Origin of the sequence: Burkholderia sp. R-40, from assembly GCF_049942845.1 — a bacterium.
Classification (GTDB): Bacteria; Pseudomonadota; Gammaproteobacteria; order Burkholderiales; family Burkholderiaceae; genus Burkholderia; species Burkholderia ambifaria.
Map to the genome: position 1 here is coordinate 3,016,940 of NZ_CP187967.1, position 26,184 is coordinate 3,043,123.

Consider the following 26,184-nt stretch of genomic DNA (forward strand, 5'->3'; position numbering starts at 1 on the left):
GGCCGGGCTGCGCGCGGCGGCAAATTCATTACAGGATGAAAGCCCCCGCCATGACCGATTCGACCCTCGAACTCCCGGCAAAGCAGCCCGCGCTGCGCGTCGTCCCGCAACCGCACGACGCAAACGTCCACGGCGACGTGTTCGGCGGCTGGATCATGTCGCAGGTCGACATCGCCGGCTCGATCCCCGCGAGCCAGCGGGCGAACGGCCGCGTAGCGACGGTCGCGGTCAATTCGTTCGTGTTCAAGCAGCCGGTGTTCGTCGGCGACTTGCTGAGCTTCTACGCGACCATCATCCGCACCGGCAACACGTCGGTGACGGTCGACGTCGAGGTCTACGCGCAGCGCATGCGCCTGATGGGCGAAATCGTGAAGGTGACCGAAGCGACGCTCACCTATGTGGCAACCGGCCCCGACCGCAAGCCGCGTCAACTGCCGCCGCTCTGATCCGCACGCGCCGCGCCGCGGCGCCGCAGGCGGCGCTCCCCGGGGCCCGTCAGTGCGTGGCCGTCAGCCCGAACTCGCGCATCGCTGGCACGAAGTCGTGATTGAGCGTCGGCTTGCGCGACAGCTTCATCAGCACGTAGCGCTGGAACGGCGCGAGCCGCTGCCACTGCGCGAGCGCGGGCGCCGGCAGCCCGGCCAGCGCGCTCTGCTGCACGAGCGCATCCGGCACCGTGTCGGTCGCGCGCCAGCTCGGCTGCTCGTCCGGCTGGAACCACGACGGTTCGAGATCGGCATGCGTGCGCAGCATTTCGAACAGCGCGTGATCGAAATTGGGCTCGATCAGGGTGTCGTCGTCGGCCGGAAAGCGCGCGAGCAGCTTGCGGTCCTCGAGTGGCAGCAGTTGCCACTGCTCCAGTGAAATCCGCAGACCGAAGCGGTCGAGATTGAAACGCACGATCATCGGAATGTACGTCAGGTTTTCCGACGATTCGTGTTCGAAATTGAATAGCAGCGGAGCGTCGCTGAGTCCCATGGTCGTTACCCGAGTGGCGGATGCCGGCGCGGCCGGCCTGCCTGGGGTATTTTAGAACCTCTGCGCGCAAGCGGCGCACACGATCGTCGCCGCCGCTGCGTCGAATCAACGGGAGTGCTCGTGAATCCGACTGAAACAGAAGAACCGCGCGGCGCGATCGAGCTGTCCGTGCGCCGCACGCGCGGCGGCGCGGTCGAGACGGCCCACGACTACGTCGGCCAGGAATGGCCGGTCGCACTGGTCTTCAACGGTATCTCGCACGCGGTGATGATGTGCACGCCGCGCGACCTCGAGGCGTTCGCGGTCGGCTTCGCGATCTCGGAAGGGATCGTCGAGCGCGGCAGCGACATCAAGGACATCGACGTGATCCTGCACGCCGACGCGCCGCTGCCGCACGCGGAGGTGCATCTGGAGGTCGTCCAGCAGGCGTTCGCCGCGCTGAAGGACCGGCGCCGCGCGCTTGCCGGGCGCACCGGCTGCGGCGTATGCGGGATCGAAAGTATCGACCTGCTCGATCTCGCACCCGAACGGGTGCCCGACACCGGCTTTCTCGCGCGCCTCGCGCCCGACGCGCTCGCGCGCGCGGCCCACGCGCTGCCGGCCCATCAGGCCCTCACGCGGCTGACCGGCGGCCTGCATGCAGCCGCATGGTGCGATGCAACGGGCACGATCCGGATGGCGTTCGAGGATGTCGGCCGCCACAACGCGCTCGACAAGCTGATCGGCTCGCTCGTGCTGGCACGCGCCGACGCGACCGACGGCTTCGTGTTCCTGTCGAGCCGGGCCAGCTACGAGCTCGTGCGCAAGTCGGCGCGGGTCGGCATCCCGATGGTCGCGACGATCTCCGCGCCGTCGTCGCTCGCGATCGAGATCGCAAAGGCGGCCGGCCTGCGGCTCGTCAGCTTCTGCCGCGAAACCGGCCACGTCGATTACGGCACGGCCTGACGCCGGCCATCCTGCCGTGCGGGGCGCGCCGGCGGGTCCGTGCCGGCGCGGCCCGCCGCGTCAGTCGAACTGACGGAAATCCGGCTTGCGCTTCTCGAAGAACGCCGTCATCGCCTCGCGCGCTTCCGGCGCGCGCAGCATCGTGGAGAAGTGGCCGGCTTCCTCGGCGATCCGCGCGGCAACCGCGACCCCGCCCGTATCCTTCAACAGCGCCTTCGTCACGCGCAGCGACGACGCCGGCAGCGCCGCGAGCTTCGCGGCCTGCTTCGCCGCGAATGCGTCGAGCTCGGCGGCCGGCAGCACGCGATTGACGATGCCGATCCGGTACGCTTCCAGCGCATCGAACGCTTCGCCGAGCAGCAGCTTCTCGGCCGCGACCTGATGGCCGGCCAGACGCGGCAGCAGCGCGCTCGACGCGGCTTCCGGACACAGCCCGAGCTGCGCGAACGGCAGCGAGAACGTCGCGACGTCGGCCGCGTAGACGAGGTCGCAGTGCAGCAGCATCGTCACGCCGACGCCGACCGCGACGCCCGGCACCGCGGCGACGATCGGCTTGCTTGCCTGGCTGATCCGCGCAAGGAACTGAAACACCGGCGCGTTCTCGTCGTTCGGCGGCGCCTTCAGGAAATCCTCGAGATCGTTCCCCGCGCTGAAGTTGCCGTCGCTGCCGCGCAGCAGGATCACGCGGATCGCCTTGTCTTCCTGCGCGTCGGCGAGCGCATCGGCCATCGTCTGGTACATCGCCGCCGTCAGCGCGTTCTTCTTCGCCGGGCGTGCGATCGTGATCGTCATCACGCCGTCGGCGCGTTCCACTTGAATTTCGGCCACAACCGTCTCCTTTGACGTCCTCTACCGGAATGAAAAAACGGTGCGCGAGCTCGTGGCCCGCGCACCGTCGTCGCTTGTCGTCGCGTCCCGCTTACAGGCGTTCGATGATGCCCGCCGCACCCATGCCGGTGCCGACGCACATCGTGACCATCCCGTACTTCAGGTTGCGGCGGCGCAGGCCGTGCACGACGGTCGCCGCGCGGATCGCGCCGGTCGCGCCGAGCGGGTGGCCGAGCGCGATCGCGCCGCCGACCGGGTTGACCTTCGACGGGTCGAGGCCAAGATCGCGGATCACCGCCAGCGACTGCGCGGCAAATGCCTCGTTCAGCTCGATCCAGTCGAGATCGTCCTGCTTCAGGCCGGCGGCCTTCAGCGCGGCCGGAATCGCTTCCTTCGGACCGATGCCCATGATTTCCGGCGGCACGCCGCGCACCGCGAAGCTCACGAAGCGCGCGAGCGGCGTCAGGTTGAATTGCTTGAGCACCTTCTCCGACACGACGAGCAGCGCACCCGCGCCGTCCGACGTCTGCGAGCTGTTGCCGGCCGTGACCGAGCCCTTGTTCGCGAACACCGTGCGCAGCTTCGCGAGGCCTTCGAGCGACGTATCCGCGCGCGGACCTTCGTCGAGCGCGATCTCGCGCGTCTTCACGTCGACTTCGCCTGTCGCGAGGTTCGGGAAACGCTCGGTGAGCGTGTACGCGGCGATTTCGTCGCCGAACTCGCCGGCCTGCTGCGCGGCGAGCGCCTTGCGATGCGATTCGACCGAGAACGCGTCCTGGTCTTCGCGGCTCACCTTCCACTGCTCGGCGACGCGCTCGGCGGTCAGGCCCATCCCGTACGCGATGCCGAAGTCTTCGCTGCGATCGAAGATGTGCGGCGACATCGACGGCTTGTTGCCCATCATCGGCACCATGCTCATCGATTCGCAGCCGCCCGCGAGCATCGCGTCGGATTCGCCGACGCGGATGCGGTCGGCCGCCATCGCCAGCGCCGTGATGCCCGACGCGCAGAAGCGGTTGACCGTCACGCCGCCGACCGTCTGCGGCAGGCCCGCGAGCAGCGCGCCCATGCGCGCGACGTTCAGGCCCTGCTCGGCTTCCGGAATCGCGCAGCCGATGATCGCGTCCTCGATCAGCTTCGTGTCGAAGCCGGGCACCTGCGCGACCGCCGAGCGGATCGCGTGAACCAGCAGCTCGTCGGGACGCGTGTTCTTGAAGACTCCGCGCGGGGCCTTGCCGATCGGGGTGCGGCTGGCGGCGACGATGTATGCGTCTTGCAATTGTTTGCTCATTTGAAACTCCTTGGCCTGTCGACCGGAGTTGGCGCTTCAGCGCTTACTCTGGTCCCATGCTATGCATTCGCTCACTCAGTTACGCACCGGCTTGCCGGTCTGCAACATGCCCATGATCCGTTCCTGCGTCTTCTGCGTGCCGAGCAGCTCGACGAACGCACGGCGCTCGAGCGCGAGCAGCCACTGCTCGTCGACGAGGCTGCCGGCTTCGACGTCGCCGCCGCACACGGCTTCGGCGATGCGGCTCGCGATCAGGTAGTCGTGATCGCTGATGAAGCGGCCGTCACGCATGTTGACGAGCGAGGCCTTGATCGTCGCGATCGCCGAGCGGCCCGCCACCGGCACGTCCTTCGCGCGCAGCGGGGCGCGATAGCCGACGTCGGCCAGCGCACGCGCTTCCTTCTTCGCGGTGTCGAGCAGTTCGAACACGTTGAAGACGATCGTGTCGGAAGGCTTCAGGTAGCCCATCGCGCGCGCATCGTGCGCCGACGACGACACCTTCGCCATCGCCGCGTTCTCGAACGACTTCGTGACGAACTTCAGGATGTCGGTGGTCGCGTTCGCGGCCGTGGCCGCCTCCGCCGCGCGCAGCGCCGCTTCCTTCAGGCCGCCGCCCGCCGGCACGAGGCCGACGCCCACTTCGACGAGACCGATGTAGCTCTCGACGTGCACCACGCGCTTCGCGCTGTGCAGCATCAGCTCGCAACCGCCGCCGAGCGCGATGCCCGACACGGCCGCGACGACCGGCACGTTCGCGTACTTCACGCGCAGCATGCCTTCCTGGAACTTCTTCACGAACGGCTCGATGCCCTTCGCGCCGCCCATCATGAACGCGGGCATCGCCTCCTCGAGGTTCGCGCCGGCCGAGAACGGGCCGCCCGGCGTGCCGAGCTTCAGCGACGTCGGCTGCCAGATCACCACGCCCTTGTAATCCTTCTCCGCGAGTTCGATCGCCTGCACGAGGCCGTCGATCACGCTCGGCCCGATCGTGTTCATCTTCGACTTGAACGACACGATCACGACGTCGTCTTCACCTGCACGGTCGTCGACCCACGCACGCACCGCGTCGGTTTCGAACAGCGTCTTGCCGTACGTCTTCGGGTCCGCGCCGGTTTCGCCGATCAGCGGCGCGCGGAACACCTGCCGGCCGTACACGGCGAGGTCGGAACGCGGCACGAAGCGCTTCGACGCCGGTGCCCACGAGCCTTCGGCCGTGTGCACGCCGCCCTGCTCGGCGACCGGGCCTTCGAGCACCCACGACGGCAGCGGCACGTTCGCGAGCGCCTTGCCGGCCGCGATGTCTTCCTGCACCCACTCGGCGACCTGCTTCCAGCCGGCGGCCTGCCAGCCTTCGAACGGGCCTTCGTTCCAGCCGAAGCCCCAGCGGATCGCGAGGTCGACGTCGCGCGCGTTGTCGGCGATCGACTCGAGATGCACGCCGATGTAGTGGAACACGTCGCGGAAGATCGACCACAGGAACTGCGCGTGCGGATGATCCGTCTCGCGCAGCAGCTTCAGGCGCTCCGCCGGCGGGCGCTTCAGGATGCGGCCGACGGTTTCGTCCGCCTTCGCGCCCGCATCCACGTAGGTGCCCGTCTTCGCGTCGAGCACCTTGATCGCCTTGCCTTCCTTCTTGTAGAAACCGCCGCCCGTCTTCTGGCCGAGCGCGCCCTGCTTCACCAGCTCGGCGAGCACGGCAGGCGTCTGGTAGACCGGGAAGAACGGATCGTCGGCGAGGTTGTCCTGCATCGTCTTGATCACGTGCGCCATCGTGTCGAGGCCGACCACGTCCGCGGTGCGGAACGTCGCCGACTTCGCGCGGCCGAGGCGGCTGCCCGTCAGATCGTCGACTTCGTCGAAGCGCAGGCCGAACTTCGCGGCCTCGGTGATCACCGCGAGGATCGAGAAGATGCCGACGCGGTTCGCGATGAAGTTCGGCGTGTCCTTCGCGCGCACGACGCCCTTGCCGACGATGCTCGTCAGGAACGTTTCGAGCTGGTCGAGGATGTCGGCACGCGTATGCGCGGTCGGGATCAGCTCGACCAGGTGCATGTAGCGCGGCGGGTTGAAGAAGTGCACGCCGCAGAAGCGCGACTTCAGTTCGTCCGAGAAACCTTCGGACAGCTTCGTGATCGACAGGCCCGACGTGTTGGTCGCGAAGATCGCATTCGGCGCGATGTGCGGCGCGACCTTCTTGTACAGGTCGTGCTTCCAGTCCATCCGCTCGGCGATCGCCTCGATCACGACGTCGCACTCGGCGAGCTTCGCGATGTCGTCCTCGTAGTTCGCGGCTTCGAGGTATTTCGCGTCGTCCTTCACGCCGAACGGCGCGGGCGACAGCTTCTTCAGGTTCTCGATCGCCTTCAGCGCGATCGCGTTCTTCGGGCCTTCCTTGGCCGGCAGGTCGAACAGCAGTACCGGCACGCGCGCGTTGACGAGGTGCGCGGCGATCTGCGCGCCCATCACGCCGGCGCCCAGCACGGCGACCTTGCGAATCAGGAAATTGCTCACGGGATGTCTCCGGATAGTGTCGTGCAGCGCGGGTTGTGAGGGCTGCACGGCGAAGTGAGTACCAGGAACCGTTGCGTCGGGGCGGCGCGCGGCGCGCACCGCCCCGACTCGCATCAGAACAGCGATTCGTCGACTTCCATCAGCGTCTTCGAGCCGGCGCGCGCGGCGCGGATCGTCGCTGCCGTCTCGGGCAGCAGGCGCGCGAAGTAGAAGCGTGCCGTCGCGAGCTTCGACTTGTAGAAGGGGTCGCCCGACGCTTCGTTGTCGAGAGCGATGCGCGCCATGCGCGCCCAGAAGTACGCGAACACCAGATGGCCGACGGTGCGCAGGTACGGCACGGCGGCGGCGCCGACTTCGTCCGGGTTCTGCATCGCCTTCATGCCGATTTCCATCGTCAGCTTCTGCACCTTGTCGCCGATGTCGGCGAGCGGGTTGATGAACTCGGCCATCTCCGGCTTCACGCCTTCGGCTTCCGCGAATTCGGTCACGAGCTTGCCGAACTTCTTCAGCTTCGCGCCCATGTCGCCGAGCACCTTGCGGCCCAGCAGGTCGAGCGACTGGATCGAGTTCGTGCCTTCGTAGATCATGTTGATCCGCGCGTCGCGCACGTACTGCTCCATGCCCCACTCGGAGATGAAGCCGTGGCCGCCGTAGATCTGCATCGCGTGGTTGGTCGACTCGAACGCGTTGTCGGTCAGGAACGCCTTGATGATCGGCGTGAGCAGCGCGACGAGGTCGGCCGCTTCCTTGCGCACCGCTTCGTCACCGTGCGACAGCTCCTTGTCGATCTGCAGCGCGGACCAGTACGTGAACGCGCGCGCGCCTTCCGCGTAGGCCTTCTGCGTGAGCAGCATGCGGCGCACGTCCGGGTGCACGATGATCGGGTCGGCCGGCTTGTCCGGTGCCTTCGGGCCCGTCAGCGAGCGCATCTGCAGGCGTTCCTTCGCGTACGCCAGCGAGTTCTGGTACGCGACTTCCGTCAGGCCCAGGCCCTGCATGCCGACGCCGAGACGCGCGGCGTTCATCATCACGAACATCGCGTTGAGGCCCTTGTTCGGCTCGCCGACCATCCAGCCCTTCGCGTTGTCGAGGTTCATCACGCACGTCGAGTTGCCGTGGATGCCCATCTTGTGCTCGATCGAGCCGCACTTGATGCCGTTGCGCTCGCCCGGCTCGCCCGCGGCGTCCGGCACGAACTTCGGCACGATGAACAGCGAGATCCCCTTCGTGCCTTGCGGCGCGTCCGGCAGGCGCGCGAGCACGAGGTGGACGATGTTCTTCGACATGTCGTGCTCGCCGCTCGAGATGAAGATCTTCGTGCCGCTGATCGAGTACGAGCCGTCGACGTTCGGCTCGGCCTTGGTGCGCAGGATGCCGAGGTCGGTGCCGCAGTGCGGCTCGGTCAGGCACATCGTGCCCGTCCATTCGCCCGACACGAGCTTCGGCAGATATTGCTGCTGCAGTTCCGGCGCGCCGTGCGCGTGCAGGCATTCGTAGGCGCCGTGCGACAGGCCCGGATACATCGTCCATGCCTGGTTCGCCGAATTCAGCATTTCGTAGAGCGCGTTGTTCACGAACGCGGGCAGGCCCTGGCCGCCGTAGTCCGGATCGCAGCCGAGCGCCGGCCAGCCGGCCTCGACGTACTGCCGGTACGCTTCCTTGAAGCCGGTCGGGGTCTTCACGACGCCGTCGCCTTCATACGTACAGCCTTCGCGGTCGCCGACCTGATTCAGCGGGAACAGCACCTCGGAGCAGAACTTGCCCGCCTCCTCGAGAACCTGGTTGATCGTGTCGGCGTCGAGGTCCGCATGCCGCGGCATTTGCTTGACCTCGGCTTCGACGTTCAGAAGCTCGTGCAACACGAATTGCATGTCGCGCAGCGGCGCGGCGTACTGTCCCATGACTCTCTCCAAAGTGGGCAAACGGCTCGAGCTCCTGGCGGGCGGGTCACGCGCCGCTAACGGCTCTCGCTCTGATACGAAACGATCGTCTTTTCCAGCGCGGCCCACGTGAGGCGCACGGCATCCGGCGAATGCAGGAAGCGTGCGTCGTGATGCAGGCCGAGCGTGAAGCTGTACAACTCGAAGAGCATCAGGTCCGGATCGGTATCCGCACGCAAATGGCCTTCTTCCTTCGCCTGCGAAATGGCACGCAGCATCGCGGCACGCCAGGCCGTCACGCTCGCGATCAGCTGCTCGCGCACGGGGCTGTCAGGCCGGTCGTCGTACTCGACGGCTCCGCTGATGTAGATGCATCCGGTCGTCACCTCCTGGATGCGCTTCTCCGTCCAGCGCGCCAGCATCGCCCGAAGGCGCGGCAAGCCTCGCGGCTCGCGCAGGCTCGGAAAGAACACCTCGTTTTCGAAACGATGGTGATATTCGCGGACGACCTCGACCTGGAGGTCTTCGCGCGATCCGAAGTGCGCGAACACACCGCTCTTGCTCATCTGCATGCGCTCGGCCAGCAGGCCGATCGTCAGCCCCTCCAGCCCGTCACGGCTGGCGAGGTCCAAAGCAGCTTCGAGTATCGCGGCACGCGTCTGTTCGCCTTTTCGCATAGCTTTTTCTTAACCGTTCGGGGGTTCGAATAAAATCGAACGGCCGTACTATTATTGAGTGCGGCCGCTCGCGAAACAAGGAAATTATTAGAAACCGGTGTCTAACCGAGCCGCTATTTTGCGCGATTCCGGCGGGGCCGGAGCGGCTTTTCCGCACGAACGTGCGGACAGATTTTTTGAAGCGGATGCTTAGTCGTAACCGCCGACCGTCAACGCCTTCATCACGACGCGGTACGTGTTGTACGCGAGCCAGCTCAGCATACGCTCGATGCGTGGCCGGGCGGCGTAGCGGGCGGCGTCGATCTCGCGGCCTTCGGCGAACGCGCTCGTGATCGCGTCGCGCAGCTCGTTGGTGAGCGCATCGTAGCGCACCAGCACGACATTGGCCTCATTGTTGAGCATCAGGCTCAGCGCGTCCAGATTCGACGAGCCGACCGTCGCCCAGTTGTCGTCGATCACCGCGACCTTGCCGTGCAGGATCGTCTTGTCGTATTCCGACACGCGCACGCCCGCGCGCAGCAGTGCGTGATACAGGAACGGCACGGCCGTATCGAGCGCCGTGAACTCGTTGCGGCCGATCAGGATCCGCACGTCGACGCCGCGCCGCGCGGCCCCCGTCAGCGCACGGCGCAGCTTGCGGCCCGGCATGAAATACGGGTTCGCGAGCAGGATCCGCTGTCGCGCCCGCCCGATCGCGGCGAGATACGCCTTCTCGATCGCGCGGCGGTTCACGACGTTGTCGCGCGCGACGAACGCGACGCTCGGCTCGGTGACGACCCGCAGCGCACCGGCCTTGATCCATCGGTGGCTGCGCATCCAGCGCCGGAACATGTCCGGGAACGCCTCGCCGCCGTGCAGCCCGGCCGCGTACTGCGCATACGGCTTGTGGCCGAACTGGATCCGGTGCCACTGCAGCTCGAACGCGGCGCGCACGTCCGACACCGCCGGCCCGGCCATCTCGACCGCGAAATCCCAGCGCGGAAACGGCAGCGTCGCGGTGCCCTGCGTGTAGTCGTCGACGATGTTGATGCCGCCGCAGTACGCGACCGCATGATCGATCACCGCGAGCTTGCGGTGCGTGCGCGAAAAGCCGAAGCGGCCGAACAGGTAGCGGTTGTAGATGCAGTGCTCGACGCCGGCGTCGGCCCACGTGTCGAACAGCGGCAGGCGCGCGGTGCCGACGCCGTCGGTGATCACGCGCACGCGCACGCCGCGCTGCGCCGCGCGGATCAGCGCATCCGACACCGGTCGGCCGGCCGCATCGTCGCAGAAGATGTAGGTTTCGAGCATCACCTGCTCGCGCGCCGCCTCGATCCGCTCGATCAGCGCCTGGAAGAATTCGCCGCCGGTCGTGCACAGCCGCACCGTGTTGCCGGCGGTGAATGCGAGCCGCGACGCGGAGCCGCGTTCCTGCAGGAACATCTGCCGCAATTGCGCGAAGCGCTTGCGGGTTTCCGAATTCATGCGGACGAGCCGTGCGGCGCCCGCGCGAGCGACACGCGCACGGGCAATTGCAGGATCGCCTCGGCGTTCGACGGCGAGTAGCAGCGCGCGGCCGCTTCGCGGTACGGCAGCCATGCATGGTCGACATGCTCGCGCGGCGACAGCGTCACGTCGACGCGGTGCGGCACGCACAGGCCGAACCAGTGCTCGACGTTGCGCGTGACGCCCGGCCCATAGCGATGCAGGTATTGCGGATAGATCGTGTATTCGATCTGGTGGTGCCAGTCGATCAGCGCGGTGGCCGGCACGTCGTGCGTACCGACCAGGATGCCGGTTTCCTCGGCGACTTCGCGCGCGGCCGTGAGCGCGAGCGGCTCGTCGAGCGCGTCCTTCGATCCGGTCACCGATTGCCAGAAATCGGGCTGGTCGGCACGCTTGATCACCAGCACGTCGAGTTCGGGCGTGTAGATCACGACGAGAACGGATTCGGGAATTTTCGGCGGCTTCGTCATCTTTGTTTCATGCGACACAGGGCCGTGCGCCGGGCCTGTGCCCGAACGTGCGGCAAGTGCTGCGACTGTACCGCAAAAAACGAAACAGGCGCATCGGGGCGCCTGTTTCGTTGGGGTGTCGTGCGCGCGTCGCCGTGCGCACGACCTGCGACAGGCGTTACGCCTTCGGCTGTTCCGGCTGACGCAGACGGATGTGCAGTTCGCGCAGCTGACGCTCGTCGACCGGGCTCGGCGCCTGCGTGAGCAGATCCTGCGCACGCTGCGTCTTCGGGAACGCGATCACGTCGCGGATCGAGTCGGCACCGGCCATCATCGTGACGATGCGGTCGAGACCGAACGCGATACCGCCGTGCGGCGGCGCGCCGTACTGCAGCGCGTCCAGCAGGAAGCCGAACTTCAGCTGCGCTTCTTCCGCGCCGATCTTCAGCGCGCGGAACACCTTGCTCTGCACTTCCTCGCGGTGGATACGCACCGAGCCGCCGCCGATTTCCCAGCCGTTCAGCACCATGTCGTACGCCTTCGCGAGGCAGCGGCCCGGATCGGTCTCGAGGTATTCGAGGTGCTCGTCCTTCGGGCTCGTGAACGGGTGGTGCGCCGCGACGTAGCGCGCGTCTTCGTCGTCGTATTCGAACATCGGGAAATCGACAACCCACAGCGGCTTCCAGCCGGCCTGGACGAGGCCGTTCGCCTTGCCGAATTCCGAATGACCGATCTTCAGGCGCAGCGCGCCGAGGCTGTCGTTGACGACCTTCGCGCGGTCGGCCGCGAAGAAGATGATGTCGCCGTCTTCAGCACCGGTGCGCTCGAGGATCGCCGCGATCGATGCGTCGTGCAGGTTCTTGACGATCGGGCTCTGCAGGCCGTCGCGGCCCTTCGCCTTCTCGTTGACCTTGATCCACGCGAGGCCCTTCGCGCCGTAGATGCGCACGAATTCCGTGTAGCCGTCGATGTCGCCACGCGACAGCTCGCCACCCTTCGGCACGCGCAGCGCCGCGACACGGCCGTCCTTCGCGTTGGCCGGCGTGCTGAACACCTTGAAGTCGACGTCCTTCATCGCGTCGGTCAGCTCGGTGAATTCGAGCTGCACGCGCAGGTCCGGCTTGTCCGAACCGAAACGCGCCATCGCTTCCGAGTACGGCATCACCGGGAATTTCGCGTCGAGTTCGACGTCGATCGTCGTCTTGAAGATGTGACGGATCATGTCTTCGAAGAGATCACGGATTTCCTGCTCGCCGAGGAACGACGTCTCGCAGTCGATCTGCGTGAATTCCGGCTGGCGGTCGGCGCGCAGGTCTTCGTCGCGGAAGCACTTGGTGATCTGGTAGTAACGGTCGAAGTTCGCGACCATCAGCAGCTGCTTGAACAGCTGCGGCGACTGCGGCAGCGCGAAGAACTGGCCCGCGTTCACGCGCGACGGCACCAGGTAGTCGCGCGCGCCTTCCGGCGTGCTCTTCGTCAGCATCGGCGTTTCGATGTCGATGAAGCCCTGCTCGTCGAGGTACTTGCGCGCTTCGATCGCGACGCGGTAGCGCAGGCGCAGGTTGTGCTGCATCTGCGGACGGCGCAGGTCGAGCACGCGGTGCGTGAGGCGCGTCGTTTCCGACAGGTTGTCGTCGTCGAGCTGGAACGGCGGCGTGACCGACGCATTCAGCACGTTCAGTTCGTGACACAGCACTTCGATCTTGCCGCTCTTCAGGCCGGCGTTGACCGTGCCTTCCGGACGGTTGCGCACGAGACCCTTGATCTGCACGCAGAACTCGTTGCGCACGCCTTCGGCGGTCGCGAACATTTCCGCGCGATCCGGGTCGCACACCACCTGCACGAGGCCTTCACGATCGCGCAGGTCGATGAAGATCACACCGCCGTGATCGCGGCGGCGCTGCACCCAGCCGCACAGCGACACGGTTTGGCCCAGCAGGTGTTCGGTCACGAGACCGCAGTATTCAGTACGCATCGACATGATGTTTGCTTTCGTTCGGTTTGATCAACGGGTGCCGCAACGCGCGGCCCGGGCGATGATTCTTTACTTACAGCGGCGGCTCGACGGGGCGGCGGGCGGGCACCGGAGCCGGCGCCGACGGCGCCACGACGCCCATCGAGACGATGTACTTGAGCGCGGCATCGACCGACATGTCGAGTTCGATGACTTCGCTCTTCGGGAGCATCAGGAAGAAGCCCGACGTCGGGTTCGGTGTCGTGGGCACGTACACGCTCACGTACTCTTCCGTCAGATGGTTGACCACGTCGCCGCCGGGCGCGCCGGTCAGAAACGCGATCGTATACGAGCCGCGACGCGGGTATTCGATCAGCAGCGCCTTGCGGAACGCGTTGCCGCTGCTCGACAGCAGCGTGTCCGACACCTGCTTGACGCTCGTGTAGATCGGCCCGACGACCGGGATGTGACGCACGACCGCGTTCCACCACGTGACGAGCTTCTGGCCGATGAAGTTCTGCGTGGCCAGCCCGACGACGAAGATGAACGCGAGCGTCAGCACCGCGCCGAGCCCCGGCAGGCGGAAGCCGAGCGCCCGCTCCGGCTGCCACGATTCGGGCAGCAGCAGCAGCGTCTGGTCCATCGTGCCGATGATGAGACCGAGCACCCACAGCGTGATCGCGAGCGGGACGAGAACCAGCAGGCCGGTCAGAAACACCGATTTCAGGGTCGTCTTTTTCATCATCTGCCGTCAATGAACCGCGCCGGAAGCGCGGTGTGGACGCGGCCCGGACGGGCCGCGACTGTCAACTGCCGGCGGCGGGCGCCGCAGCCGGGGCCGGCGCGGCGCTCGTCGTCGTACTTTCGGAACTCGTGGCGGCGGCCGCCGGCGCCGCGGCAGCGGGTGCCGCAGCCCCCGCTTCGCCCGTCGCCGTCGCCGGCGCGCTGGTGCCGCCCGAGCCACCGCGGAAATCGGTGACATACCAGCCGGAGCCCTTCAGCTGGAAGCCGGCGGCGGTGACCTGCTTGCGAAAAGCATCCTTCCCGCATTCGGGGCACTGCGACAGCGGCGCGTCGCTCATCTTCTGGAGCATGTCCTTCGCGAAACCGCACGCTTCGCATCGATAGGCGTAGATCGGCATGATATTTTTCCCGCGGAAACTGGAAACGGCTTGCAAAACCTTGAATTATATCCGAAACCCCGGCGCGCTCCGGCAACGGCCGCGACACGCCGGGCTTCAGCGACGGCGCCACGTGAGCCAGCGCTCGTGTCCTTCGAACACGGCCAGCGAATCGGTCACGGGCAGATCCTCGATCAGCTCGAAGCGCGGCGCGAGCAGCGCATCGAGTTCGGCGCGCTCGATGCCGAACGGCGGGCCCTTCGGTTTCTTCGTCACGAAGAAATAACCGGCCAGCAACGCGCCGGCGGACAGCAATTCGGCCATCCGCGCCGCATAGCCGGCGCGCAGGCTCGGCGGCAGCGCGCACAGGAACGCGCGCTCGTACACCCACTGCACGTCGAACGGCGGCCGATACACGAAGAAATCGGCCTGCTCGACGACGTCCGCATGCGCACCGAGCTGCGCCTTCGCGGCCGCCACCGCCTGCGCGGCGAAATCGATCGCGCGCACGGGCCAGCCGGCCTGCGCGAGCCAGCCGGCCTCCCGCGCACTGCCGCAGCCGGGAATCAGCACCGCGCACGGCCCGAGCCGCTGCGCAAACGCGCGAAACCCTTGCGGCACGCCGCCGAATTCCCACGGCGTCACGCCGCGCGCGAAACGCTCGTCCCAGAACGATGCGTCGCTCGGGTCGCGCGTCGCGAAATCGGCGGCGCCCGGCGTGGACGGTGGCTTCGGCTCGGACATCGCGCGGCTCCTTTCGGTCACGCGCCGTACGCGAGCGCGAGCAGCACGCGCGCGACGAGCGCCCCGACGCCGACGGCAAGACCGAAGATCAGCAATGCCTGCAACAGCCGGTTGGTCCGTTTCTGCTCGACGAGGACCTGACGCATCAGGTCCTCGCTCGCCGCACGCGGCGCATCGTGGCGCGCCGCCATCGCATGGTGGATCAGGCGCGGCAGTTGCGGCAGCGTCTTGCTCCACTGCGGCGCCTCGACCTTGAAGCGCTCGTACCAGCCGCGCAGGCCGATCTGCTCGGTCATCCAGCGCTCGAGATACGGCTTCGCGGTCTTCCACAGGTCGAGTTCGGGATCGAGCGAGCGGCCGAGCCCCTCGACGTTCAGCATCGTCTTCTGCAGTAGCACGAGCTGCGGCTGGATCTCGACGTTGAAGCGGCGCGACGTCGAGAACAGGCGCATCAGCACCTGGCCGAGCGAGATGTCCTTCAGCGCGCGGTCGAAATACGGCTCGCACACCGCACGGATCGCGCTTTCGAGTTCCTCGACGCGCGTCTCGGGCGGCACCCAGCCCGATTCGAGGTGCAGCGTCGCGACGCGGTGGTAATCGCGCTTGAAGAACGCGAGGAAGTTCTGCGCGAGGTAGTTCTTGTCGAAATCCGACAACGCGCCGACGATCCCGAAATCGAGCGCGATATAGCGGCCGAACGTCTTCGGGTCGAGACTCACCTGGATGTTGCCGGGGTGCATATCCGCATGGAAGAACCCGTCGCGGAACACCTGCGTGAAGAAGATCTCGACGCCTTCGCGCGCGAGCTTCTTGATGTCGACGCCCGCGGTGCGCAGCGTCTCGACCTGGCTGATCGGCACGCCGGTCATGCGCTCCATCACGAGCACCTGCGACGTCGAGAAATCCCAGAACATCTCGGGCACGAGCAGCAGGTCGAGGCCCGCGAAGTTGCGGCGCAGCTGGCTGCCGTTCGCGGCCTCGCGCATCAGGTCGAGCTCGTCGTGCAGGTACTTGTCGAATTCGGCGACGACTTCGCGCGGCTTCAGGCGCCGGCCGTCGGCCCACATGCGCTCGGTCCACGTCGCGATGTCGCGCATCAGCGCGAGGTCGGAATCGATCACCGGCAGCATGTTCGGGCGCAGCACCTTGACCGCGACGGCCTTGCCCGCGTGCACGCCCTGCTTCAACTTCCCGAAATGCACCTGCGCGATCGACGCGCTCGCGATCGGCTCGCGCTCGAATTCGTCGAACAGCTCGTCGACCGGCGCGCCGAGCGACTTCTCGATGATCGCTATCGCGACAGCCGAATCGAACGGCGGCACCTGGTCCTGCAGCTTCGCGAGTTCGTTCGCGAAATCGACCGACAGCAGGTCGCGGCGCGTCGACAGCACCTGGCCGAACTTCACGAAGATCGGGCCGAGGCTCTCGAGCGCGTGACGCAGCCGCACGGCGGGCGGATCGGAATAGCGGCGGCCGATCGTCGTGATCCGCAGCAGCAGCTTCACGCGCCGGTCGTCGATCCGGGACAGCATCACCTCGTCGAGGCCGAAGCGGATGACGGTGTAGACAATCTTGATGAAACGGAAAATGCGCATGCCCTGCGGCCCTCAGTGCGCGCCGCGCGGGCCGGAACCCGTGCGCGCGCCGATTTTTTGTTCGAGTCGCTCGATCCGTTTTTCGACCCGCGCGAGCGCGTCGCGCGCACGCGCCAGTTCGGCGTCGAAGCCGCCGAGCACCGTGCGCCGAACGACTTGCGGGTTCTCGTCGAGCCAGTACTCGGCGACGGAATCGAGCACGTTGCGGCCGGTGCGGCGCGCGCGCGCGCCGGCGTCACGCACGAGCGTCGCGATCCGGTGCGCCGCCGCGTCGCCGACCAGCTTCGCGAGATCTTCTTCAGGTTCCCAGCGCAGGTGCTCGGCCAGCTTCGCGATCTGCGTCGCGAACTCCGCGTCGCCCTCGATCTTCACGTGCTTCATCACGGCGGGCTGGCCGCCCTGCAGGAATGCGGCGACCGTATCGCCCGCGAGCGCGATCGACACGTCGACGTGTTGCGCATCGTGCGCGTCCACCGCGGACAGATAGCCGTCGGGCTGCACGAGCAGCGTGAGCGTGACGGGCGGCACGTCGAGCCGGGCGGTCTTGCCCGCGTAGGGGATCAGGCGGTCGCGCGCCCACGATTCGCGCGCGAGCAGGTGATTGACAGCAGCAGCAAAAGGCTTGGCGGCAAAGGTCATCGGGCTGGGAAAGAAAAACCCGCGCAGGCGGGCGCCTACGCGGGTTTCTATTGTAACGTCGGATCGTCGGCAGACCGCGGCCAACCGCACACCCGGGCGGCAAGCGGTCGCAGTGCGACGACCGTCGCCCGGGCAGCCGGCAAGCCGGCCGCCGGTCACGCTCAGTGCGTGTTGATCTGCTGGATACCCGCGAGCAGCCACCCCTGGCTGCCCGACTTCGACAGGTTCCACACCTCGTCGAGCGGCGCGGCCGGCGCATTCGCCGATTCGCGGATCAGCCCGTGGAAGCGCACGCTCGCCGACTGCTCGATGCCGCGATCCTCGATCGCGACCAGCTCCGCGTCGAGCTGCACGACATCGGTCTGGTTCGCTTCGTTGCCGCGCGAATCGAGATCGATCTTGATCTCGGCGAACATTTCCGGCGTCGTGAACTCGCGGATGTCGGCCAGGTTGCCCTGGTCCCATGCCGCCTGCAGGCGCACGAAGTAGACCTTCGCGCTACGCAGGAACGCTTCGGTGTCGAAGCCGGCCGGCACCTGCAGCGGTGCGGCCGCCATCGCGCCCGCCGCACCGGCAGCCGCCGCGCCGCCGCCGAACACGCCTTGCGCTTCGTTCGCATAGCTGCTGCCGCTGCCCGCATAGTTGTTGCCGGTGCTGCCCTGCTGGAACGACGGACTTTGCGAGTAGCCACCCGACGACGATGCCGAGCCGCCGACCGAATACGCCGGCTCCTGCGCACGGCGGCGGTTCATGAACTTGCGGACCAGCCAGATGCCGATCATCGCGAGCAGTGCGATCACGATGACGTTCGCCATCATGCTCGCGAACGCGCCGCCCAGGCCGAAGTGCGACAGCAGCGCCGCGATGCCGAGGCCGGCCGCGAGACCGGCGATCGGCCCGAGCCAGCGCGAGCGATTCGGCTGCGCGGCCGGTGCCGGTGCGGCCGGGTTCGCGCGCTGCGCCTGATTCGGTGCGGCCTGCTGCATCGGCTGCTGCGCGGGCGGCGTGGCCTGGCGCTGCGTGACGGTGGAACTCTGACGGCCGATGCTGCGCCCGCCGCCCATGCGCTTGGCCTCGGCGTCGAGCGATGCGAACGTGCCGGCCGTGAGCAGGCCGACCATCAGCAGCGTGCCGGCCCGTCGAGCCCACGGCTTCGACGGCTTGCTACGGTTGAACAACGAACGCGATTCGGACATCAGTTTCTCCAGATGTAAGGCGAATGTATGGGAAGAACCCCTTAGTACTTGGTTCCTAGGTGTAAAGCTACCACGCCACCTGACAAATTGTAATATTTGACGGCATCGAGGCCCGCTTGTTCCATCATCGTCTTCAGCGTGTCCTGATCGGGGTGCATCCGGATAGATTCAGCAAGATACCGGTAACTTTCAGCATCTTTCGCGAACTTGTCGCCAAGCCACGGTAATACTTTGAAAGAATACAGATCGTACGCTTTTTTCAGCGGATCCCAGACTTTCGAGAATTCCAGCACCATCACGCGGCCGCCAGGCTTCGTCACGCGGCGCATCTCGGCGAGCGCGGCGTCCTTGTGCGTCATGTTGCGCAGCCCGAACGCGACCGTGACCACATCGAAGTAGTTGTCCGGAAACGGAGTTTTCTCCGCGTCGCACAGCAGCGACGGCGTCACGATGCCCTTGTCGAGCAGCCGGTCGCGGCCGACGCGCAGCATCGATTCGTTGATGTCGGTGTGCCAGACCTCGCCCGTCGGGCCGGCCGCCTTCGCGAACGACTTGGTCAGGTCGCCCGTGCCGGCCGCGATGTCGAGCACCTTGAAGCCGGGGCGCACGTTCGCCTGCGCGATCGTGAACGCCTTCCACGCGCGGTGCATGCCGGCCGACATCAGGTCGTTCATCAGATCGTAGTTGCTCGCGACCGAATGGAACACGCCTGCCACTTTCTTCGCTTTTTCGGTTTCCTCGACGCTTTCGAAGCCGAAGTGGGTTTTACTCATCGCGTTGATCCTCAGTAAATGGCAAGACGGCGCCGAGCGGGCGCCGTCGATTTCAGTGGCAGTGGCCGTGCGGCGCGGGTGCCGCCTGCATCGGCGCGTCGCGCTCGACGCCCGCCGCCTTCAGTTTGTCGAAATAGTCGCGCCACAGCGCGTCCTGCTGCGTCGCCAGTTCGTACAGCAGATCCCACGAGTAGATGCCGGTCGAATGGCCGTCGGAGAACGTCGGCTGCAGCGCGTAGTTGCCCACGCCCTCGAGCGCGGTGATCGTCACCTCGCGCTTGCCGGTCTGCAGCGTCTCCTGGCCGGGCCCGTGGCCGCGTACCTCGGCCGACGGCGAATAGACGCGCATCAGCTCGAACGGGATCCGGAAGTTCTCTCCGTTCGGGTATTGCAATTCGAGCACGCGCGACACCGCGTGCACGACGACGCCGGACGGAATCGGCGTCGTGGAAGTCAAACCGCTCATGGCTGCCTCGAATCGGTCGTTCGTTGAATTTCCTCGCGCACCGCATTGTGCAGCAGCGAGGCCTGCGCCGCGCGCGAGCGCAGCAGCGCCTCGGACACGCTGCGCTGGCGCGGCGCCCACACGGGCTGCGGGAAATGGGCGTCGTTCGAGAAGCGCGGGATCACGTGCCAGTGCACGTGCGGCACCATGTTGCCGAGGCTCGCGAGATTCACCTTGTTCGGCTGCATCACGCGGCGCACCGCACGCTCCACCGCGTAGACGATGCGCATCAGATGTGCCCGCTCGGGCTCGCCGAGATCGGAGAACTCGGCCACGTGCGCGCCCCAGATCACCCGGCAGAAGCCCGGGTAGTCGTGCTCGCCCGCCGCGAGGACGACGCGCAGCATGTCGTCCTGCCAGAGCACCTCGCCGCCGTCTTCACGGCAAAACACGCATTCCATCGTCGCTCCCATGTGGACGGGCGCCGGCGCTCATGCGCCGGCGCCCGCTCATCCCAAGCCCGGCCGGGCGGTCGTCATGCCCGCATTAGACCAGCACGCGCTCGATCCCGCCATTGTTCGCGTGTGCGACATAGTCGGCCATCCAGTTCTCGCCGAGCACCTGGCGCGCGATTTCGACCACGATGTAGTCGGCCTCGATATTCGCGTCCTCGTTGTAGCGCGACAGGCCCTGCAGGCACGACGGGCAGCTCGTCAGGATCTTCACGTCCGGGCCGTTCGCGGCGGCGGCCGGCGCCGGCGCGTTGCCGGCCACGACCGGGATGCTGCGCAGCTTCGCGGCACCCTTGCGGATTTCCTCTTCCTTGCGGAAGCGGACCTGCGTGGAGATGTCCGGACGCGTGACCGCGAGCGTGCCCGATTCGCCGCAGCAGCGATCGTTCTTCTCGATCTTGTAGCCGTCCTTCTCCGCGCCCATCAGCTCGTTGACGAGCTTGACCGGATCCATCGTCTTGATCGGCGTGTGGCACGGGTCGTGATACATGTAGCGCGTGCCCGTCACGCCGTCGAGCTTCATCCCCTTCTCGAGCAGGAACTCGTGGATATCGATGATCCGGCAGCCCGGGAAGATCTTGTCGAATTCGTAGCCTGCAAGCTGGTCGTAGCAGGTGCCGCACGACACGACCACCGTCTTGATGTCGAGGTAGTTCAGCGTGTTGGCGACCCGGTGGAACAGCACGCGGTTGTCGGTGACGATCTTCTCGGCCTTGTCGTACTGGCCCGAGCCGCGCTGCGGATAGCCGCAGCACAGGTAGCCCGGCGGCAAGACCGTCTGCACGCCCGCTTCCCACAGCATCGCCTGCGTCGCGAGGCCGACCTGCGAGAACAGGCGCTCGGAGCCGCAGCCCGGGAAGTAGAACACCGCTTCCGAATCGACCGTCGTCGACTTCGGGTTGCGGATGATCGGCACGATCTTGTTGTCCTCGATGTCGAGCAGCGCGCGCGCCGTCTTCTTCGGCAGGTTGCCCGGCATCTTCTTGTTGACGAAGTGGATCACCTGCTCGACCACGGGCGGCTTGCCGACCGTCGCCGGCGGGTGCTGCGTCTGCTTCGTCACGACCTTCTTCAGCATGTCGTTCGCGAAGCGCTGCACCTTGTAGCCGACGCCCATCATCGCGCCGCGCGCGAGGTTGATCGTCTGCGGGTTGGTCGCGTTCAGGAAGAACATGCCCGCCGCATTGCCGGCGTTGAATTTCTTCTTGCCCATCTTGCGCAACAGGTTGCGCATGTTCATCGTGACGTCGCCGAAGTCGATCTTCACCGGGCACGGCGTCGCGCACTTGTGGCACACCGTGCAGTGGTCGGCCACGTCGTTGAACTCGTCCCAGTGCTTGATCGACACGCCGCGGCGCGTCTGTTCCTCATACAGGAACGCCTCGACCAGCAACGAGGTCGCGAGGATCTTGTTGCGCGGGCTGTACAGCAGGTTCGCGCGCGGCACGTGGGTCGCGCACACCGGCTTGCACTTGCCGCAGCGCAGGCAGTCCTTCACCGAATCGGCGATCGCGCCGATGTCGGACTGCTGCATGATCAGCGACTCGTAGCCCATCAGCCCGAAGCTCGGCGTGTACGCGTTGCGCAGGTCGGCGCCGTCGAGCAGCTTGCCCTTGTTGAAGCGGCCGTGCGGGTCGACGCGCTGCTTGTACGCGCGGAATTCGGCGATCTCGTCGTCGGTCAGGAACTCGAGCTTCGTGATGCCGATCCCGTGCTCGCCGGAGATCACGCCGTCGAGCGAGCGCGCGAGCTTCATGATGCGTGCGACCGACGCGTGCGCGTCCTGCAGCATCTCGTAGTTGTCGGAGTTGACCGGGATGTTGGTGTGGACGTTGCCGTCGCCCGCGTGCATGTGCAGCGCGACGAACACGCGGCCGCGCAGCACGCGCTTGTGGATCGCCTGCGCTTCGTCGAGGATCTGCTTGAACGCGCCGCCGTTGAAGATCGCGCGCAGCTCCGCGCGGATCTCCTGCTTCCAGGAGATGCGGACCGTGCGGTCCTGCGTGATGTGGAACACGGTCGCGCCCGGCTGGTCGTCCGCACGATCGGCGAACTTCTCGGCAAGCGCCTCGTAGCCGAGCTGCACGAGGTAGTGCTGCGCCTCGCGCAGCGGCTGGTCGAGCCGGTCGCGCACGAATTCCCAGCGGGCCCGCACGCGCTTGAGCAACTCGAGCGCCTGCTGCACGCGATCCTCGAGCAACTCGGCGCTCGGAATCTCGTTCGCGTCGTCGGTCTTGCCGAGCGGCAGGTTGCCGCCGCGGAAGAACGCCTCGAGCGCGTCGACCAATTGAAGCTTGTTCTTCAGCGACAGCTCGATGTTGATCCGCTCGATGCCGTCGGTGTACTCGCCCATCCGGTTCAGCGGGATGACGACGTCCTCGTTGATCTTGAACGCGTTCGTGTGCTTCGCGATCGCGGCCGTGCGGCTGCGGTCGAGCCAGAAGCGCTTGCGCGCCTCCGCGCTGACCGCGACGAAGCCTTCGCCGCTCTTGCCGTTCGCCATCCGGATCACTTCGGACGTCGCTTGTGCGACCGCATCGGCGTCGTCGCCGACGATGTCGCCGATCAGCACCATCTTCGGGAAGGCGTTGCGCTTGCTCTTGGTCGCGTAGCCGACCGCGCGCAGATAGCGCTCGTCGAGGTGCTCGAGGCCCGCGAGGATCGCGCCGCCCTGCTTCGACGTCTCGAACAGGTAGTCCTTGATTTCGACGATGCTCGGGATCGCCTCGCGCGCCTGGCCGAAGAATTCGAGACAGACGGTGCGCGTGTGCGCGGGCATCTTGTGCAGCACCCAGCGCGCGGACGTGATCAGCCCGTCGCAGCCTTCCTTCTGCACGCCCGGCAGGCCGGCGAGGAACTTGTCGGTGACGTCCTTGCCGAGGCCTTCCTTGCGGAACCGGCGGCCTTCGATCTCGAGCATCTCGGTCTTCAGCAGCTTCTCGCCCGGCGCATACGCGCCGTCGAACCACTTCAGCTCGAAGCGCGCGACCGCGATGTCGTGGATCTTGCCCTGGTTGTGCTCGTGGCGCGTGACTTCGAGCCAGTTGCCCTCCGGGTCGACCATCCGCCACCAGGCGAGGTTGTCGAGCGCGGTGCCCCACAGCACGGCCTTCTTGCCGCCGGCGTTCATCGCGACGTTGCCGCCGATGCACGATGCGTCGAGCGAGGTCGGATCGACCGCGAACACGTAGCCGGCCGCTTCGGCCGCTTCCGTCACGCGGCGCGTGACGACGCCCGCGCCGGAGAAGATCGTCGGCACCTTGTGCGCGACGCCCGGCAGTTCGGTGAGCTCGACCGCGCCGAGCTGTTCGAGCTTCTCGGTGTTGATCACCGCGGAGAACGGCGTGAGCGGCACCGCGCCGCCCGTGTAGCCGGTGCCGCCGCCGCGCGGGATCACGGTCAGGCCGAGTTCGAAGCACGCCTTGATCAGTGCCGCGATCTCGGCTTCGGTATCGGGGGTCAGCACGACGAACGGGTATTCGACGCGCCAGTCGGTCGCATCGGTCACGTGCGACACGCGCGACAGCCCGTCGAAGCGGATGTTGTCCTTCTGCGTGCAGCGGCCGAGCGCCTTGGTCGCGCGGCGGCGCAGGTCGGCCATCTTGTCGAATTCGTCGGCGAATTCGTCGACCGCGCGCTGCGCGGCGGCTTCGAGCATCTCGACACGTTCCGCGCGTTCGCGGCCGGCGTCGTCGTGGTGCGCGGTGAGGTCGGCGCGGCGGCGCTTGCCGATCTCGGTCAGACGGTGGTTCAGCGCCTCGATCAGCAGCGCGCGGCGCTTCGGGTTGTCGAGCAGGTCGTCCTGCAGGTACGGGTTGCGGCGCACGACCCAGATGTCGCCGAGCACTTCATACAGCATCCGGGCCGAGCGGCCCGTGCGGCGTTCGGCGCGCAGCTCGTCGAGCACCGACCACGCGTCCGCGCCGAGCAGGCGGATCACGATCTCGCGGTCGGAGAAGGACGTGTAGTTATAGGGAATCTCGCGCAGTCGGGGCGCGGGGTCGGCGGCGACGGCGGCAGCCGCGCCATGCGGATCGAAAACTTGTGGTGCGTTCATGTTCGGACGACTCGGAGGGCCGATACACCGTGCACGGGCGTCGGCAAGCGCGTTGGCGCAATCTTGGGGAAATCTGTTCTGTTGCCAGGCGCGCGATTATTTCGCATGGGGCCGGAGCGGGTCTGGACTCACCGTTCCGGGTTGGCAGGGCCTGGCGGCACTCGGAGCCATCAGCACGATCGCGCGCGGCGCGCATGCCGTTCCGCCGCAGGGCTGGCTGCGCGCGGCGTCGGCTTCAACGGGGCGATCCGAGGGTGCCTCTGCATCTTCCGATCCTTGATTCAAAACAGAATTCTAACCCATGATCGCGCCGTCCGTGACAGGCCGGACAGGTCGTGGGGCTTTCGCCGCAACCCGCACCAGGCCTGGTTCGGCACGATTTTGCGGCGACATTCGCCGTCCGTCCGGTCGGTAACCATGCGGTTAAGCCGGTAAACAGGGACGCGTCGCGCGGCAAACACCCCCGCCGGCGCGGTTTCGCGACGGCGCGCCCGGCATGTCGCTTGCGTACGGGCGGAGCCTTGGCGCTATCATTGGCGTTTTACCGTCTGCTTCCGCACCGCACGCGAGCGCCCATGGCATCCCACGATTACCTGAAGAAAATCCTCACCGCGCGCGTCTACGACGTCGCGCTCGAGACGGAACTCGAACCCGCCCGCAACCTGTCGGCGCGACTGCGCAACCCCGTTTACCTGAAGCGCGAGGACAACCAGCCGGTGTTCTCGTTCAAGCTGCGCGGCGCGTACAACAAGATGGCGCACATTCCGGCCGACGCGCTCGCGCGCGGCGTGATCACGGCATCGGCCGGCAATCATGCGCAGGGCGTCGCGTTCTCGGCGGCCCGGATGGGCATCAAGGCCGTGATCGTCGTGCCCGTCACGACGCCGCAGGTGAAGGTCGACGCGGTGCGCGCGCACGGCGGCCCGAGCGTCGAGGTGATCCAGGCGGGCGAGTCGTACAGCGATGCGTATGCGCATGCCGTGAAGGTGCAGGCCGAACGCGACCTCACGTTCGTGCACCCGTTCGACGATCCGTACGTGATCGCCGGCCAGGGCACGATCGCGATGGAAATCCTGCGGCAGCACCAGGGCCCGATTCACGCGATCTTCGTGCCGATCGGCGGCGGCGGCCTCGCGGCCGGCGTGGCCGCGTACGTCAAGGCGGTGCGGCCGGAGATCAAGGTGTTCGGCGTGCAGGCCGAGGATTCGTGCGCGATGGCGCAGTCGCTTGAGAAAGGCGAGCGCGTCGAGCTGAGCGAGGTCGGGCTGTTCGCGGACGGCACCGCGGTGAAGCTCGTCGGCGAGGAAACCTTCCGGCTCTGCAGCGAGTTCCTCGACGGCGTCGTGACGGTCGACACCGACGCGCTGTGCGCGGCGATCAAGGACGTGTTCCAGGACACGCGCAGCGTGCTCGAGCCGTCCGGCGCGCTCGCGGTGGCGGGCGCGAAACGCTACGCGGAGCGCGAAGGGATCGAGAACCAGACGCTCGTCGCGGTCACGTCCGGCGCGAACATGAACTTCGACCGGATGCGTTTCGTTGCCGAACGCGCGGAAGTCGGCGAGGCGCGCGAAGCCGTGTTCGCGGTCACGATCCCCGAGGAGCGCGGCAGCTTCAAGCGCTTCTGCTCGCTCGTCGGCGAACGCAACGTGACCGAGTTCAACTACCGGATCGCCGATGCGCAGGCCGCGCATATCTTCGTCGGCGTGCAGATCAAGCGGCGCGGCGAATCGGCCGAGATCGCCGCGAATTTCGAGTCGCACGGCTTCAAGACCGTCGACCTGACGCACGACGAGCTGTCGAAGGAACACATCCGCTACATGGTGGGCGGCCGCTCGCCGCTCGCGCTCGACGAACGCCTGTTCCGCTTCGAATTCCCGGAACGGCCGGGCGCGCTGATGAAGTTCCTGTCGTCGATGGCGCCGGACTGGAACATCAGCCTGTTCCACTATCGCAACCAGGGTGCGGACTACAGCTCGATCCTCGTCGGGCTGCAGGTGCCGCAGGCCGATCGCGCCGAGTTCGAACGCTTCCTCGCGGCGCTCGGCTATCCGTATGTCGAAGAGAGCGCCAATCCGGCGTACCGGCTCTTCCTGTCGTAAAGGCT

General features: G+C 66.8%; 22 protein-coding genes. 3 read left to right on the plus strand and 19 right to left on the minus strand.

Translation table 11 applies throughout. The features are described from left to right. Positions 1-50: 50 nt before the first annotated feature. A complete protein-coding gene (locus ACP26O_RS13945; RefSeq protein WP_012364680.1) occupies positions 51-446 on the plus strand; it encodes an acyl-CoA thioesterase in 396 nt (131 codons plus the stop codon). A 49-nt stretch (positions 447-495) separates the two neighbouring features. Here the strand turns inward: ACP26O_RS13945 and ACP26O_RS13950 are convergent, their stop codons facing one another. Further along, complete coding sequence (locus ACP26O_RS13950) at positions 496-978, minus strand: nitrate reductase associated protein (protein ID WP_175665388.1); 483 nt, start codon at positions 976-978, stop codon at positions 496-498. Positions 979-1,092: 114 nt separating this feature from the next. Here ACP26O_RS13950 and fdhD point away from each other — a divergent pair, with 114 nt between their 5' ends. After that, positions 1,093-1,923, plus strand: a complete 831-nt coding sequence (gene fdhD / locus ACP26O_RS13955) for a formate dehydrogenase accessory sulfurtransferase FdhD (protein WP_166488181.1) — start codon at positions 1,093-1,095, stop codon at positions 1,921-1,923. 60 nt (positions 1,924-1,983) lie between these two features. Here fdhD and ACP26O_RS13960 read toward each other — a convergent pair whose 3' ends face one another. The 18 genes from ACP26O_RS13960 to ACP26O_RS14045 all read right to left on the minus strand — a co-directional run bounded on the left by ACP26O_RS13960 (position 1,984) and on the right by ACP26O_RS14045 (position 24,080). Further along, the gene (locus ACP26O_RS13960) at positions 1,984-2,751 is read right to left on the minus strand and encodes an enoyl-CoA hydratase (protein WP_105834523.1); all 768 of its coding nucleotides are present in this window, start codon (positions 2,749-2,751) and stop codon (positions 1,984-1,986) included. 91 nt (positions 2,752-2,842) lie between these two features. Beyond that, positions 2,843-4,042: an acetyl-CoA C-acyltransferase gene (locus ACP26O_RS13965; protein ID WP_011657892.1), complete on the minus strand. Its 1,200-nt coding sequence runs from the start codon at positions 4,040-4,042 to the stop codon at positions 2,843-2,845. Between the two features lie 75 nt (positions 4,043-4,117). Beyond that, positions 4,118-6,553 (minus strand): 3-hydroxyacyl-CoA dehydrogenase/enoyl-CoA hydratase family protein, encoded by a 2,436-nt coding sequence (locus tag ACP26O_RS13970; protein ID WP_175665387.1) that lies wholly within the window; start codon positions 6,551-6,553, stop codon positions 4,118-4,120. A gap of 113 nt (positions 6,554-6,666) precedes the next feature. Beyond that, positions 6,667-8,454, minus strand: a complete 1,788-nt coding sequence (locus ACP26O_RS13975) for an acyl-CoA dehydrogenase C-terminal domain-containing protein (RefSeq protein ID WP_175665386.1) — start codon at positions 8,452-8,454, stop codon at positions 6,667-6,669. 56 nt (positions 8,455-8,510) lie between these two features. Next, positions 8,511-9,110 carry a TetR/AcrR family transcriptional regulator gene (locus ACP26O_RS13980; protein WP_006751498.1) on the minus strand — a complete coding sequence of 200 codons (600 nt, stop codon included), beginning with the start codon at positions 9,108-9,110 and terminating at the stop codon, positions 8,511-8,513. 189 nt (positions 9,111-9,299) lie between these two features. Continuing rightward, entirely contained in the window at positions 9,300-10,574 is a 1,275-nt protein-coding gene (gene clsB / locus ACP26O_RS13985; protein ID WP_105832913.1) for a cardiolipin synthase ClsB, read from the minus strand. After that, positions 10,571-11,065, minus strand: coding sequence for a dihydroneopterin triphosphate diphosphatase (nudB, locus tag ACP26O_RS13990; RefSeq protein WP_126228487.1), 495 nt, complete (start codon positions 11,063-11,065; stop codon positions 10,571-10,573). Before nudB ends, clsB begins: the two co-directional genes overlap by 4 nt. 157 nt (positions 11,066-11,222) lie before the next feature. Beyond that, positions 11,223-13,025 carry an aspartate--tRNA ligase gene (gene aspS, locus ACP26O_RS13995; RefSeq protein ID WP_006477843.1) on the minus strand — a complete coding sequence of 601 codons (1,803 nt, stop codon included), beginning with the start codon at positions 13,023-13,025 and terminating at the stop codon, positions 11,223-11,225. A 67-nt stretch (positions 13,026-13,092) separates the two neighbouring features. Next, positions 13,093-13,743, minus strand: a complete 651-nt coding sequence (locus ACP26O_RS14000; RefSeq protein ID WP_006751501.1) for a DUF502 domain-containing protein — start codon at positions 13,741-13,743, stop codon at positions 13,093-13,095. A gap of 61 nt (positions 13,744-13,804) precedes the next feature. Then, positions 13,805-14,140 (minus strand): FmdB family zinc ribbon protein, encoded by a 336-nt coding sequence (locus ACP26O_RS14005; RefSeq protein ID WP_105832911.1) that lies wholly within the window; start codon positions 14,138-14,140, stop codon positions 13,805-13,807. A gap of 96 nt (positions 14,141-14,236) precedes the next feature. After that, on the minus strand, positions 14,237-14,863 hold the full coding sequence (locus ACP26O_RS14010; RefSeq protein ID WP_175665385.1) for an SAM-dependent methyltransferase: 627 nt from the start codon (positions 14,861-14,863) through the stop codon (positions 14,237-14,239). Positions 14,864-14,880: 17 nt separating this feature from the next. Then, a complete protein-coding gene (gene ubiB / locus ACP26O_RS14015; protein ID WP_006751504.1) occupies positions 14,881-16,458 on the minus strand; it encodes a ubiquinone biosynthesis regulatory protein kinase UbiB in 1,578 nt (525 codons plus the stop codon). A gap of 12 nt (positions 16,459-16,470) precedes the next feature. Beyond that, on the minus strand, positions 16,471-17,097 hold the full coding sequence (locus ACP26O_RS14020) for a ubiquinone biosynthesis accessory factor UbiJ (RefSeq protein ID WP_175665384.1): 627 nt from the start codon (positions 17,095-17,097) through the stop codon (positions 16,471-16,473). Between the two features lie 161 nt (positions 17,098-17,258). After that, a complete protein-coding gene (locus ACP26O_RS14025) occupies positions 17,259-18,293 on the minus strand; it encodes a Tim44 domain-containing protein (protein WP_175665383.1) in 1,035 nt (344 codons plus the stop codon). A gap of 41 nt (positions 18,294-18,334) precedes the next feature. Continuing rightward, positions 18,335-19,066, minus strand: coding sequence for a bifunctional demethylmenaquinone methyltransferase/2-methoxy-6-polyprenyl-1,4-benzoquinol methylase UbiE (gene ubiE, locus ACP26O_RS14030; RefSeq protein ID WP_006751940.1), 732 nt, complete (start codon positions 19,064-19,066; stop codon positions 18,335-18,337). Between the two features lie 52 nt (positions 19,067-19,118). After that, positions 19,119-19,532 (minus strand): gamma-butyrobetaine hydroxylase-like domain-containing protein, encoded by a 414-nt coding sequence (locus ACP26O_RS14035; protein ID WP_011657903.1) that lies wholly within the window; start codon positions 19,530-19,532, stop codon positions 19,119-19,121. Next, positions 19,529-19,972 (minus strand): HIT family protein, encoded by a 444-nt coding sequence (locus tag ACP26O_RS14040; protein WP_011657904.1) that lies wholly within the window; start codon positions 19,970-19,972, stop codon positions 19,529-19,531. The genes ACP26O_RS14035 and ACP26O_RS14040 overlap by 4 nt, the downstream gene beginning before the upstream one ends. 85 nt (positions 19,973-20,057) lie before the next feature. Beyond that, positions 20,058-24,080: a DUF3683 domain-containing protein gene (locus ACP26O_RS14045; RefSeq protein WP_105832906.1), complete on the minus strand. Its 4,023-nt coding sequence runs from the start codon at positions 24,078-24,080 to the stop codon at positions 20,058-20,060. Positions 24,081-24,655: 575 nt separating this feature from the next. Here ACP26O_RS14045 and ilvA point away from each other — a divergent pair. Then, positions 24,656-26,179 carry a threonine ammonia-lyase, biosynthetic gene (ilvA, locus tag ACP26O_RS14050; RefSeq protein WP_138847166.1) on the plus strand — a complete coding sequence of 508 codons (1,524 nt, stop codon included), beginning with the start codon at positions 24,656-24,658 and terminating at the stop codon, positions 26,177-26,179. The last annotated feature ends 5 nt before the right edge of the window (positions 26,180-26,184 follow it).